Source organism: Paenilisteria portnoyi (assembly GCF_014322795.1).
Classification (GTDB): Bacteria; Bacillota; Bacilli; order Lactobacillales; family Listeriaceae; genus Listeria_A; species Listeria_A portnoyi.
In genome coordinates, this window is the sequence record NZ_JAASTT010000012.1 from 53630 (window position 1) to 67012 (window position 13383).

Here is a 13383-nt window from a genome sequence, read left to right on the forward strand (position 1 = left end):
CGCTTTTTTTCTATTTATTTTAAACTAATGATTGCAAGCTTGTGCAAGAAGGAGTAAACTAAAATCTAGTTGAGTTTTAAACAAATCATTATTTCATGAAAAAGCGAGTGTCATTAATCGGCTCAAAACGAGCACTTCACAATAAAGGACGAGGTCTATGTCTTCATCAAAATTACTTCGAGGAACTTTCATTTTAACGTTAGGAACTTTTATTTCTAAATTTTTAGGTCTGTTTTATGTCATTCCGTTTTATTGGATTATGGGTGGCGCTGGACCGATGACATTGTATAATTTCGGGTATGTCCCGTATCAAATTTTTCTAGGAATCGCAACGGCTGGTGTTCCATTGGCGGTGGCGAAATATGTCGCGAAATATAACGCGATTGGCGAGTATGAAATCGGGCGTCGTTTATTCCGAACAGGCGTGTATTTAATGCTTGCAACAGGTGTTGTTAGTTTTATCGCGATGTATGCGTTAGCGCCTGTACTCGCTGGGTTGCAATCGATTGAGGGAAGCGGTTATACGGTGGAGGACGTGACTGGGGTTATCCGCGCGGTCAGCTTTGCGCTTATCGTTATCCCAGTTATGAGCCTGATTCGCGGTTTCTTCCAAGGGTACCAATCGATGGGACCTTCTGCGGTTTCGCAAGTTATCGAGCAAATTGTCCGCATTGCGTTCCTGCTCGTAGGTTCGGCAACGGTGCTTTACATTTTACACGGCACAATCGTTAGCGCCATTAGTATCGCCACGTTCGCAGCTTTCATCGGCGCATTGGCGAGTCTAGCATGCCTACTTTGGTATTTCTTCAAACGCAAAAAAGGTCTCGACGCCCTGTTACGAACCAGTAAAGGCGAAGTTACGGTCTCATTACCGTCGATGTATAAAGATATTTTCATTACCGCGGTGCCATTCGTTGTTGTCGGCATTGCGAGCTCACTTTACCAACAAATCGACCAGTTCACGTTTGGCCGAATTTTGACATGGATTGGCTACAGTGGCCATGAAGCGGAGAATTTACTCGGTATCGTTAACTTTAGTGCGCAAAAATTAGTCATCATTCCAGTTAGTTTAGCGACTGCGTTTTCGATGACCATTGTACCTCTCGTGACGGCGGCGTATGCACGTGGCGAACAGGAAAATGTAAAAAAACAGTTAAACGATGTTTTCCAAGTACTACTTTTCATCACGTTACCAGCTTGTATCGGGATGTCCTTGCTTGCAGAACCGCTTTATACAGTGTTTTATGAACATGATCCTGCAGGAATTCAAATCTTGGCGTTCTATGCGCCAGTCGCGATTTTACTATCCTTATTCAGCGTGACAGCGGCAATCTTGCAAGGAATTGATGAACAGCGATTCACGATTTTGAGCCTACTGATTGGTTTATTGACGAAATCCGTTTTCCAAATGCCGCTGATGATGTGGATGGGAGCGCGCGGTTCCGTTGCAGCAACAGGACTTGGCTATACCGTATCCGTTATTTTTGCGATGATTATTATTCGGAAATACGCAAACTACAATTTCAGCGTTATTTTGAGAAGAACAGTCTTGATGTTACTCCTTAATTTGGCGATGGCGGTCTCTGTATTGCTGGTATATCAAGGTTTAACAATGTTTATTAACCCAGAAACGAAATTAAATTCGATGATTCTACTCATCATTTGCGGTGGGGTTGGCGCGCTCGTGTACGGCTATCTGAGCTTGCGACTACGCCTTTTCGACAAAGTATTTGGCCCGAGAGCCGCAACAATTCGCCGGAAACTACGCATGAAAGCATAAAAGGGAGGCAAACACATCATGGAAAAACGAACAAGGAAGCGGTCAAAAGAAGCACGGCGGGCCCGCGTATTTTTGACGCTTGGTATTATCTGCGTCTTAGCAGGACTGGGTGCACTATACCTAAACTACACGTTGGTTGCAATGCCATTCGCCATTCTAGGTTCTTTATTATTTGGCATGACGATTGGATTAAAACTTCCAAGAACGAAAGAATAACAAAGAAAGCTTGCAGGTCGAATCTAGACTTTGCAAGCTTTTTCTGTGCTATTCAAAACGATTCGGAGATGCTATACTTAGAATATGGAAAATTTTAAAAAGGAGCTATGTAAGAGACTAACTAAATGAACTTTACGGAAAATTACGGATGCTATATAATGGTATTTAGACATATCGTTATGATAAAAAAACTTATTGAGTAGTAGGCGGTATGGAACAAAATATAGATGGGAGATAGTAATGTGAAAAAACTTATAGTAGTTGGGATTATCATTCTTGTTGCTTTGGGAGGAGCAGGATACTATAGAAACACTCCAGAAGGGGGGCTTTTTTCTTGATTATTATATTCTTGATTATGCTAAGTTTTGTTATCATAGTAGCTACTTTGATATACTTTATTCACCTGTTTTCAGGGAGAAAAGAAAGGAATACCACTTGGGAGGAGACTAACGCTTTCGTCGTATTTAGCAGATTCACTAGCCGAGCATTTGATGATGGTATACCACGTGCACAAGATGAGACCTCTCGTAGAGTTAAATTAACAGTGAGATTTAAGTTGCGAGATGGAAGCGAATTTGATGGAACGAGATGGGTAACCATAAAGACTAAACATAGTTCATGGCTATATGAAAATAAAGTAGTTACGATCATATACGATAAAAGCAACCCAGGACGATTTAAAATTAAAGAGTAAGCAATTTAATGAGGGAGTATAACGGGAATGGAAAACTTATGGATTTAGCGATTCGAAAACTAACGGGACCTTTGCTGATCAATCTCAATGTTAGTTATGCGCCTTTAACAACGTATATAACGGGGTTTAACATCAGATGGATAGGTTATACTTAACTGGACAAAAAAATAAGGTGTGTACAATAAGAACTGCAAGAACTACGCAAACGAAATACGCAGTTAGAGATGGAAAATGATATTTTAAAGCAAGCTGCGCTGATATTCGGACGAAAATCCAAGTAATCCAACAAAAATAAACACAAATATCCAATAGCAGCGATGTGCCGTATTTTAGGGGTCTCGAGGAGCACCTATTACTATCAAGCAAGACCAAAAAATTCAGAAACAGCCTTAGAAAAAGAAGTAGTCGAGGAGTTTGATAAAGCCGTAAAAACTATGGGACACGGGAATTAAAAGTGGCGTTAGCCCTTCTGGGCTTTACTGTTTCCAGACGTAAAATTGCCACTATCATGCGTAAATTTCACTTAGTTTTGAACTATACAAAAGCTAAGAATGACACCGAAAATCAACTCATTTCTAAGATACACATTTAATCGATTGACACCTTATAAATTTTGTTCGAAAAAGGGTTGCCATTCCAAAAAGCCTACACGCGCAACAAGAAACGTGTAGGCTTTACAATTTAATAAGGATTATCATCCGTTTCACTGAATTTCTTCAAGTAATAAGGAATTTGCTCGGCGACTTCCGTTGGCAAAACAACATATTTCTTTTTCGCCAACGTCTCACCGATATAACTATGCAAAAATACAGCAGTGAGGACGGCATGTTTCGGTTTCTCTAATTGTCCAAGCAACCCAGCGATCATCCCAGCGAGCGTATCGCCCATGCCGCCAGTCGCCATCGCTGGTGTGCCGTAAATGTTTTGCCAAATATCTTCACCGACATAAACGCGCGTACGATGATCTTTCAAAACGACAATGGCATCCAAATCCGTAGCAAAATCCTGATTCTTCATATCGTCCAAATCCTCGGTCTCCATATGCGTCAACCGTTCCCATTCCTTACGATGAGGCGTGAAAATAAGCGTTGCATCCGGTTTTTTGAAATTTTGCGATGCGTACAACGTGATTCCGTCGCCATCAATAACAACCCGCTGCTCGGCATGCGCATATTCGCAAACCATCTCTAAAAGCTGTTGCGCTGTCTCATGTACACCGAGTCCAGGACCAATCAAAATCGTATCAAATTGTGGCAAAACCTCTATCAAGTAATCCATATCATTGAAATCAAGGCACATCGCTTCGGGCAGTCTTGCGTGGAGAGCGGAACGATTCACCGGATGCGTCGCGACAGTTACAAGCCCAGCGCCACTGTAAATCGCGCCCTGTGCAGCCATAATAATCGCGCCGCCAAGCCGTTCATTACCACCGATTAGTAGAACACGACCATAATCACCTTTATTCGACTCATCTTCGCGTTGCTTAATCCAAGCGCAGATCACTTTCGGCGTGATTTTTTTCATTGTGCAACATCCTTTCTCGATTTTTTTGCAGTATGTATTATGTATAGTATCCATTATAAACCTACTTGCCAAAATGTCCAATTTAGTATAATCTATGCTACAAAAGGAGTGAATGCAAAATGAAACCAATTTTTCCAGCAGTGAAAGCAGTCATTATACATAACGGCCAATTTTTAGTTTTGAAGAAAGCGGGGGTTGAAGGGGATGTCTGGGAGCTTCCTGGTGGTCGGATGAACTTCGGTGAAACGAAAGGTGAGGCGCTATTCCGTGAAGTGCAAGAAGAAACGGGGCTTCAAGTACAGCCATTTATCCTCTATGATACGTGGGAATTTTTCCAACCAGAATATCAAATTACAGGCGTGATTTATTTATGTGAAAAACCAGATGGCGACGTTAGGCTTTCGAGTGAACACCAAGCGTACGAATGGTTCCCGCTTGATGCGAGCAGTTTGGAACGCATGGATGTTGTGTTTGCATCGCGCATGGTACGCTGGGATTTTGAAGCGATTCAAGGATTTATGTCGTAATTCGCCTCAAAATGCTTTCATACGAAGGTAAAAGAGTATACAATAGGGAAGTCGAGTAAATTAATAGTTGAAGGGATTGTTATATTATGAGTACGATCAATTGGCAAGAGGAAGTGGAGAAACGTCGCGATGATTTCAAACGTGATTTATTCGCGATTTTGAGCATTCCGAGTGTACGCGATGATTCAAAAGCAACGGAGGACGCACCGTTTGGCCCAGATGTGAAAAAAGCATTGGATTTTGCTTTAGAACTAGCGGCAAAAGACGGTTTTACAACGAAAGAAGTTGGCAATGTTGCAGGCCATGCTGAATTTGGTCAAGGCGAAGAGCTAGTCGCAGCGCTTGGTCACGTGGATGTAGTACCGGTTGGCGATGATTGGTCACATGATCCATTCGATCCAATTTTAAAAGATGGTAAGGTATTCGCACGTGGCTCAGCGGATGACAAAGGCCCAGCGATGGCTGCTTACTATGCAATGAAAATCATTAAAGAACTAGATTTACCACTATCCCGCCGTGTTCGGATGATTTACGGTTCGGATGAAGAAAGCGGGATGTCATGCGTCGAGCGTTATTTCGAAACGGAAGAACAGCCAACCATGGGCTTTGTTCCAGATGCCGAATTCCCGATTATCCACGCTGAAAAAGGTATTTCTGAACTGGATATTTCTTTCAAAGATGGTGAAAAAGAAGGAAATGCTGATTTTGGTCTCATTAGTTTTGAATCTGGCGCGCGTTATAATATGGTTCCAGATCACGCGAAAGCTGTTTTGGAAAACGTGAAGGATTTCGATGTTCTTTCTAAAAAATTCGCAGCGTATCAAAAAGAAACAAAATTAGCTGGTGAATTAGTAGAATCAGGTAATACAGTGACAATTTCTATGGTTGGTAAAGCAGCACATGCGATGGAGCCGAACAATGGTATTAATGCAGGACTTCATTTAGTAGCATTCCTCGGTAAATTCACGCAAACTGGTGCCGCAAGTGATTTTATAACATTTGGTAAGGATTACTTGTATGGCGATTCACGTGCGATGAAACTTGGCATTCGCTATGAAGATGATGAGAGTGGCGAGCTGACAATGAACGTCGGTGTGATTCGTTATAGCGTGGATGCAGGCGGTCGTTACGGTTTGAATTTCCGTTATCCGGTGACAGCAAACATGGATCAGCTGAAACTTAAAATGGAAACTGTCGTGAACGAATATAATGGTCAATACACGCATTATGAAGACTCTAAACCGTTATTCGTGCCAAAAGACCATCCACTAATCCAAACGTTGCAAGAAGTTTACACGAACCAAACAGGCGAAGAAGCAACATTGCTCGCTATTGGTGGAGGAACTTATGCGCGTCATATGGAGACTGGTGTTGCATTTGGAGCGCTATTCCCAGGTCGCGAAGACACGATGCATCAAAAAGACGAGTTCGCGTATTTCGATGATTTAATTAAAACAATCGCAATTTATGCCGAAGCGCTTTACAAATTAGCGAAGTAAGGTATATAATTGAAAAAAATTAAGATTCGGACTGAAGGTAGCAGAGGAACGAAACGTCGTTTTTGACCTCTGCCCTGGTCTTGATTGGAATTTTTAGATAGTTGCAAAAACATTCGCGAAGGAGTGCTGAATAGATGAAAGTATTAGTGAAGAACCAATTAATAGAACGTGATGAGGCAAAGGTTGATGTTGAAGATAGAGGTTACCAGTTCGGAGACGGGGTTTACGAGGTTATTCGTATGTATAATGGTCAATTTTTTACATATGACGAGCATATCGAGCGTTTGTATGCCAGCGCGGCCAAAATTGATCTTGAGATTCCTTATAGCAAGCCGGAATTGCGCGCGCTTGTGGATAGCTTGATGAAAGCGAACGATATTGGGACTGGTAATGTGTATCTTCAAATTACGCGTGGGGAGCAGTCGCCACGTAATCATGTTATTCCGAGTACACCGCCTGAAGCTGTGCTCACTGCCTCCGCTAGTGAAGTTCCGCGTGATACGACGCTGTTTGAGAACGGCCGTAAAGCGATTCTGGAAGAGGATGTGCGCTGGTTACGTTGCGATATTAAGAGTCTTAACTTGCTAGGAAATTCGATTGCAAAAAATAAAGCGCATCAAGCTGGGGCGTTTGAAGCAATCTTGCACCGCGGGGAGAACGTGACGGAAGGTTCTGCGGCGAATGCTTACATGATTAAAGATGGCAAGCTGATTACGCATGCTTCTAACAATCTGATTTTAGAAGGGATTACACGCCAAGTTATTTTGCGAGTGGCTCGTGAGAACGATATACCGATTGTTGAATCTGGTTTTACGCTAACGGATTTAGCAGGCGCGGACGAAGTATTCATTTCCAGCACGACGATTGAAGTGACACCGATTATTGAAATTGATGGCAAAATTGTTGGCGATGGCAAACGTGGACCGATAACGAAAAAACTGCACGATGCCTTTACAAAAGAAATTACGAAACAATGTGGAGAATTAGCAGTAAACTAAAAATAATGAGATCGGCTGAGTTCATGAGTAATGGAACTCGGTCGTTTTTTGATTGGGAGGTTTTGAAAATAGACCGTTCACTAAAAGCGCATTTGCAATATTTGGAGGAGCAGTTATTAAAACCGGAAATTCGATCATCTCGAGAAGCTTTGCAACGAATTTTAGCAGAGGATTTTTTCGAATTTGGGAGTTCTGGACGCGTGCTTTATAAAAACGAAACGATTGGTGAGGATGGAATCGGCGAAGTGCAGATGCAATTGCGCGATTTTGAAATTCAGGAATTAGCAGAAGATGTTGTTTTAGCGACGTATCGTATTTTTAACGTCACGCAACAGCAACAATCCTTAAGAAGTTCTATCTGGAAATTCAAGGATGCTAGATGGCAACTTATTTTTCATCAGGGAACGAAATGTATATAAATAATGACATATAAAAAATAATTGTTGATACGTGGTTATTGTTTTCGCTTTCATGAAAAATGGCGCTTGACAACGTGTTGATTAGGCGTATAATAAGTTTTGTTAATAGTTCGTGTGCGAATCTTTCGCTCCTGAACATTAAAGGGGGCGAACAGAATTTGGATGAGAAATTAATACGCGAGGTCGTGCTTTCGTTTCGAACGATGCAGCGTAAAATACACCATTATTTACAAGAAGAGGCGACGAAGCGTGATATTACGACGGTACAATTATTTTCGCTAGGCACGTTGAAGAGGGAGCCACATTTAACGCTTGGTGAACTGGCAGAACGTGTACGTGTGAATAAAAGTACCATGAGTGGGATTGTTGACCGGCTAGTGAAGGCGAATTACTTAACGCGGGGACGTGATGAAGGTAATCGTCGAGCGCTCAATTTACAGCTAACGCCAGAAGGACTCGCAAAAGTGGACGAAACGTACGATGTTTTTTTTGACCGTTTAGAGGCGGTTTTAGAGATAGACTCGGAAGAATTAAGAGCAATGCTCGCAACGCATGATAAGATGATTGCGTTATTAGAACGAAAAGGAGAAGCAGAATAATGAACATGAAAGCAGCAAGTGATGGAATTAAAACAAACGGTATCTTAATCGTGATGCTGATGGGGGCATTTGTCACAATCTTGAATCAAACGTTGATGAATGTGGCGCTCCCAAGCATTATGACAGATTTTAATATTACGGCAAGTCAGGGGCAATGGCTGACAACAGGATTTATGCTCGTCAACGGGGTCATGATTCCAATGACGGCATTTTTGATTGAACGATTTACGACGAGACAACTATACTTATTCGCGATGATTACCTTTGCGATTGGGACAACGATTTCGGGTTTTGCAGGAGATTACACAGTACTTATTATTGGACGGATGGTACAAGCGATTGGCGCGGGTATTGTGATGCCGCTATTAACTGTTGTTGTGTTGAATCTTTTTCCAATGGAACGACGCGGCAGAGCGATGGGGTTAATTGGTCTTGCGATGAACTTTGCACCAGCAATTGGACCGACTTTATCTGGTTGGATTGTGCAAGAATATGATTGGCGCAACCTTTTCTACATCATCATTCCATTCGCGATTCTTGATGTCGTTGTGGCCTTTTTCCTACTAAAAAATGTCGGGAAACGTACTTTTCCAAAATTGGATTTTCTCGGTGTTATTTTATCGACCATCGGATTTGGTAGTTTATTACTCGGATTCAGTAATGCGGGGGATCACGATTTCTTATCCGCAAAAGTGTTAGGATTCGTATTATTAGGATTTATCGTATTAGCTGTATTTATCTGGTATCAAGGTCGCGCGAAAGCACCTTTACTCAATTTCAACGTATTCAAACACAGAACCTTTACGTTGACAACAACAATCAGCTTTTTTGTCATGATGGGATTGTATGGCGGCATGCTTTTATTCCCGATTTTCTTGCAAAGTGTTCGACATTTTACACCGCTGGAATCGGGGCTTGTGCTCTTGCCAGGGGCTGTGATGACCGCAGCGCTTTCGCCGATAACAGGGATTATGTTTGACCGATTTGGTGCGAAATATTTATCTTTGATCGGCCTTATTATCATGGCTGTGACGACATTTATGTTTACAAACCTTGATGAAAGCACGACTTTAACGTATATCGTCATTGTGCAAACCGTTCGGGCAAGTGGGATGGCGATGGTAATGATGCCACTGCAAACGGCGGCGCTCAATTCCTTACCGCTTTCGATGGCGGCGCACGGCTCGGCGATGTTTAACACTGTCCGGCAAATCGCGGGGTCGCTCGGAACGGCGCTACTTATCACGACGATGTCTAAAAGTGCGAAAAGCTTTGGTGAGAATTTGACTGCGGCAGATGTGGCGGGTAAAACAAAAGAACAGATTGCGAATCATGTGTTGATTCATGGTATTGAGACTGCGTTCTTAGTATCGTCTATTCTTTCGGTGATTGCGGTTATTTTGGCCATCTTTATTAAGAAGAAAAAGCAATCATTGGCTCCGATTGTGAATAAAACAGAAGTTATTGAAAATTGATATGGACCTCTGGACTTGGCTTTTAGCTGGGTTTGGAGGTTTTTTTGTTTGGGGAAATGGTGGTGAGGGGGGCTGGTTGGGTGTGTCGGGGTTTTGGCTTATGTCAGCTCGAACACTAACTGATGGATTACATGTTCGCTTTGCTCACATGCATATTGGGACTGTAATTCACTTTGTTTCAAACAGTCGGGAAGGATTACATGTTCGCGATGCTCACATGCATATTGGAAGTGTAACTCATCTTCATTCGAACGCTTCCAACAAATACGAACATACGTTGACTTGACGGGAAGCGCGAAGAGAAGTAAAATTTAAAAGGTAGCTATTTAATTGTGATGGCTCTTTTTTTATCCATCTTTCTAAAGTACATAATTTTTTGCGCTGAAATTTTATTATATCTCGAAAATTTGGCGTGCCAACGGGTGTTATGTGATAGCTAGAATCGTCGTTAATAGCAATGAAATATAATCGTGATGGAACAGGTTTGGAAAAGACGACGTAAGTGAAGGTGAATGTAAATGGAAGATAATTTGTTTGGGCAAGATTGGGAAATAGAGCCAGCGGGTGGTGAAACGGGAAAAGCCTTCGTTGCAATCCATGAAGACGAAAAATTCTTTTTGAAAAAGAATTCCTCGCCTTTTTTAGCCACGCTTTCTGTTGAAAATATTGTGCCTAAATTAATTTGGACGCGGCGAGTGGAAAATGGGGATGTTATCACAGCTCAAAAATGGATCAATAATGGCCAAACGTTGACGCCCAAAGAGATGCGGGAAACGCGTGTGGCCAAGTTGCTCGGCAAGATTCACCAATCAGAGGCATTGCGGGATATGTTACAAAAAATCGAGAAAAAGGATTATTCTAGTTCTCATTTATTGGCAACGGTGACGGGGAGTATCGATAATTTAAATCAAATGGATACGAAGGTTGCCCAGGCATATCGTTACTTAGTAGAAAATGTGGATAGCTTGGAGGAAGGGCGCCACGTCGTTTGTCACGGAGATGTCAATCATAATAATTGGCTGCTCTCAGAAGGTGAGGAGCTTTATTTGGTTGATTGGGACGGAGCGATGCTTGCTGATCCAGCGAATGATCTCGGTGTGTTGCTGTATCAATATATTCCGTATTCGGAGTGGAGTGATTGGCTTGCTGAATATGGTCAGACATTGACGCAAGCTTTTTATACGCGTATTAAATGGTTTTCCATTTGTCAGGTTTTAATGGCGATGAATTGGCAGTTTGAGCATGATCGGAAGCCTGAACTTGCCCGTTTGGAGCTACTTTTGAACAAAATAATTGAGGATAATGAGGTGTACGCAACGTTATGCGAGTAAAACATAAACCGTGGGCGCGGGAGAAAATTCTAGCTCACCCAGAAGTATGTGTGGCAAATCCCGAGGAACTAAAAGGGAAATGGCATCAACTATTTGGAAATGAGAACCCGATTCATATCGAAATTGGGACAGGAAAAGGTCAGTTCGTGACAGGGATGGCACAGGCGAATCCTGATATTAATTATATTGGAATTGAAGTTGTGGAAAGTGTTCTTATCACGGCACTTGACAAGGCTCTTGCTGCGGGAATTCCGAATTTACGCTTGCTGTCTGTGGATGGTGCGGATTTACTCGAGTATTTTGAAAAGGCTGAGGTTGCGCGGGTTTATTTAAATTTTTCTGATCCGTGGCCGAAAAAAAGACACGCGAAACGTCGCTTGACACATCCTAACTTTTTGGATAGTTATAAAGCTTTGTTGCCGGTAGACGGCGAGATTCATTTCAAAACGGATAACCGTAGTTTGTTTGAATATTCGCTTGTGGCATTCTCGGAGTATGGTGTTCTGCTGACTTACTTATCGCTTGATCTCCATAATAGCGAGTTCGAGGGGAATATTATGACGGAGTATGAAGAGAAGTTTTCAGCACAAGGTTTTCCGATTTATCGTTTAGAGGCGACGTTTAAACCGTAAATGAAAGGCTAGAGTTCCCGGAAATCGTGGTTACTCTGGCTTTTTTTAGTATGAAGGAGGATAAAAAATGGATACTTTGCGAGTAGGGGAGATAACGATTCATTGGTTGCGCGGCGGTGTGACTCATTTTGATGGGGGTGCGATGTTTGGCGTTGTTCCTAAGGCGTTGTGGAGCAAGAAATATGAGCCGAACGAAAAAAATCAGATTCAGTGTGTAACGGATCCGATGTATTTTACGTATCAAGGAAAACATTACCTTATTGATGCAGGGATCGGTGTTGGCAGGTTGACAGAGAAGCAAAAACGTAATTTCGGTGTCGTGGAAGAATCGTTTATTTTAGAAGATTTAGCGACGCTGGGCGTGCACCCAGAGGACATTGATTGTATTTTGATGACACATCTGCATTTTGACCATATTGTCGGTTTGACAGATACAAGTGGAAAAAGTATTTTCAGGAATGCAACGATTTATACGACGGAAACAGAATGGCAAGAAATTCGCGAGCCAAATATTCGTTCCAAAGCGACATATTGGCCTGAAAATTGGCAGGGAATTTCGAGCCAAATTCAGACGTATTCGCAGTGTTTGGAATTAAATGACGCGATTCGTTTGGAGAAAACGGGCGGGCATAGTAATGGGCACTCGGTGATTCGGATAGACAGTCAAGATCAATCGGCTATCCATATGGCGGATATTTTTCCAACGCACGCTCATCAAAATGTTCTGTGGGTGACGGCGTATGATGATTATCCAATGGACTCTATTTTCGCGAAAGAACGGATTCGAAATGAGTTGGACGGAACGGGGAAATGGTTGCTATTTTATCATGATTATTTCTATCGTGCTTTGCAGTTTGATGTGGATGGAAATGTAGTGGATGAAGTAACAGTGAAAAGAAATATTTAATATACCCCTATATGGTATATTCGTTCGCATCCCTGGTAGGGGGTTGTTTTAAATGCCTTTATATAAGGATATATTGCTGATTATAGAAATGCTATGAAAATTTTTAGTAGGGGGTATATTGATGTCGGAGGTTAGAAAATCCATTTCCAATCGTTTTGCTAAAATCGAAGGACATGTGAAATCCATCAAGAAAATGACGGGTGAAGAACGTTCTTATGAAGATATCATGTTGCAAGTTGCTGCGGTGAAAAATGCTTTACAAAGTGCCGAAAAAGTTATTTTCAGTGAACAAATGAAAGAGATGGTCGAAAGTGGCGTGTATGACCAAAAGCGTGTGGATAGTTTTATTAAATAAAAAAACTGCAGGCGCACAATTGGCCTGCAGTTTCGCATGTTCTATTAAGTTAAGTAAACGTCGATAACGGTTCCGGTCGTCGCATCTGCGATAAATTCGAACTGCTTCTTCTCGCCGTCGCGAATCGCTGTAATGCCGCCGTGGTAAACGAATGTATCCATCGCGAATTTTTTGTAATGTTGTTTTTTTAGTTGAATCCACGAGCCTTCGATTGGACCTTCCTTTTTGAATGCTTCTTTGACGTTTTCAAGAATTACATCGCCTGAAATGGTCTTTGGTTCTAGTAGGTAATGGTTAATAAGATGACCCGCGGCTGCTCCTGCTGCAACACCTGTAATAAATACTTTCCAGTTCATTGTTTGCCTCCCTAAATCTTACTTGTCTTCTCTTTTATAGCTTTACTGTGTCTTATTATACCCTCTAAACT

General features: G+C 42.0%; 14 protein-coding genes and 1 pseudogene. 13 read left to right on the forward strand and 2 right to left on the reverse strand.

Translation table 11 applies throughout. The annotated features are described in order from the left end of the window. The first annotated feature begins 157 nt into the window (after window positions 1-157). The 3 genes and pseudogenes from HCJ66_RS09600 to HCJ66_RS16135 all read left to right on the forward strand — a co-directional run. Window positions 158-1780 carry a putative polysaccharide biosynthesis protein gene (locus HCJ66_RS09600; protein WP_181677500.1) on the forward strand — a complete coding sequence of 541 codons (1623 nt, stop codon included), beginning with the start codon at window positions 158-160 and terminating at the stop codon, window positions 1778-1780. 18 nt (window positions 1781-1798) lie between these two features. After that, entirely contained in the window at window positions 1799-1996 is a 198-nt protein-coding gene (locus HCJ66_RS09605; RefSeq protein ID WP_181677499.1) for a hypothetical protein, read from the forward strand. An 879-nt stretch (window positions 1997-2875) separates the two neighbouring features. Continuing rightward, window positions 2876-3237 (forward strand): annotated as a pseudogene (locus HCJ66_RS16135) (IS3 family transposase); the annotation flags it as partial. 134 nt (window positions 3238-3371) lie between these two features. On the opposite strand, the gene HCJ66_RS09610 reads toward HCJ66_RS16135, so the two are convergent. Then, window positions 3372-4214 carry an NAD(P)H-hydrate dehydratase gene (locus HCJ66_RS09610; RefSeq protein ID WP_181677495.1) on the reverse strand — a complete coding sequence of 281 codons (843 nt, stop codon included), beginning with the start codon at window positions 4212-4214 and terminating at the stop codon, window positions 3372-3374. A gap of 119 nt (window positions 4215-4333) precedes the next feature. Here HCJ66_RS09610 and HCJ66_RS09615 point away from each other — a divergent pair, with 119 nt between their 5' ends. The 10 genes from HCJ66_RS09615 (at window position 4334) to HCJ66_RS09660 (ending at window position 12956) form a co-directional block, all read left to right on the forward strand. Further along, window positions 4334-4741 (forward strand): NUDIX hydrolase, encoded by a 408-nt coding sequence (locus HCJ66_RS09615; RefSeq protein WP_036079430.1) that lies wholly within the window; start codon window positions 4334-4336, stop codon window positions 4739-4741. 86 nt (window positions 4742-4827) lie between these two features. Then, window positions 4828-6240 (forward strand): dipeptidase PepV, encoded by a 1413-nt coding sequence (gene pepV, locus HCJ66_RS09620; protein ID WP_187132925.1) that lies wholly within the window; start codon window positions 4828-4830, stop codon window positions 6238-6240. A 134-nt stretch (window positions 6241-6374) separates the two neighbouring features. Further along, window positions 6375-7238, forward strand: coding sequence for a D-amino-acid transaminase (gene dat / locus HCJ66_RS09625; RefSeq protein ID WP_187132926.1), 864 nt, complete (start codon window positions 6375-6377; stop codon window positions 7236-7238). A gap of 23 nt (window positions 7239-7261) precedes the next feature. Next, window positions 7262-7657 (forward strand): nuclear transport factor 2 family protein, encoded by a 396-nt coding sequence (locus tag HCJ66_RS09630; protein ID WP_425489641.1) that lies wholly within the window; start codon window positions 7262-7264, stop codon window positions 7655-7657. 158 nt (window positions 7658-7815) lie between these two features. Continuing rightward, window positions 7816-8256: a MarR family winged helix-turn-helix transcriptional regulator gene (locus HCJ66_RS09635; RefSeq protein WP_187132927.1), complete on the forward strand. Its 441-nt coding sequence runs from the start codon at window positions 7816-7818 to the stop codon at window positions 8254-8256. Beyond that, window positions 8256-9731: a multidrug efflux MFS transporter MdrM gene (mdrM, locus tag HCJ66_RS09640; protein ID WP_187132928.1), complete on the forward strand. Its 1476-nt coding sequence runs from the start codon at window positions 8256-8258 to the stop codon at window positions 9729-9731. Before HCJ66_RS09635 ends, mdrM begins: the two co-directional genes overlap by 1 nt. A 518-nt stretch (window positions 9732-10249) precedes the next feature. Next, complete coding sequence (locus HCJ66_RS09645; RefSeq protein ID WP_187132929.1) at window positions 10250-11062, forward strand: phosphotransferase family protein; 813 nt, start codon at window positions 10250-10252, stop codon at window positions 11060-11062. Then, window positions 11053-11694: a tRNA (guanosine(46)-N7)-methyltransferase TrmB gene (trmB, locus tag HCJ66_RS09650; RefSeq protein ID WP_187132930.1), complete on the forward strand. Its 642-nt coding sequence runs from the start codon at window positions 11053-11055 to the stop codon at window positions 11692-11694. Before HCJ66_RS09645 ends, trmB begins: the two co-directional genes overlap by 10 nt. 67 nt (window positions 11695-11761) lie before the next feature. Then, window positions 11762-12601: an MBL fold metallo-hydrolase gene (locus HCJ66_RS09655; protein WP_187132931.1), complete on the forward strand. Its 840-nt coding sequence runs from the start codon at window positions 11762-11764 to the stop codon at window positions 12599-12601. Window positions 12602-12722: 121 nt separating this feature from the next. Further along, window positions 12723-12956, forward strand: a complete 234-nt coding sequence (locus tag HCJ66_RS09660) for a metal-sensing transcriptional repressor (RefSeq protein ID WP_425489642.1) — start codon at window positions 12723-12725, stop codon at window positions 12954-12956. 44 nt (window positions 12957-13000) lie between these two features. Here the strand turns inward: HCJ66_RS09660 and HCJ66_RS09665 are convergent, their stop codons facing one another. After that, window positions 13001-13312, reverse strand: a complete 312-nt coding sequence (locus tag HCJ66_RS09665) for a PepSY domain-containing protein (RefSeq protein WP_036089047.1) — start codon at window positions 13310-13312, stop codon at window positions 13001-13003. Window positions 13313-13383 lie beyond the last annotated feature (71 nt).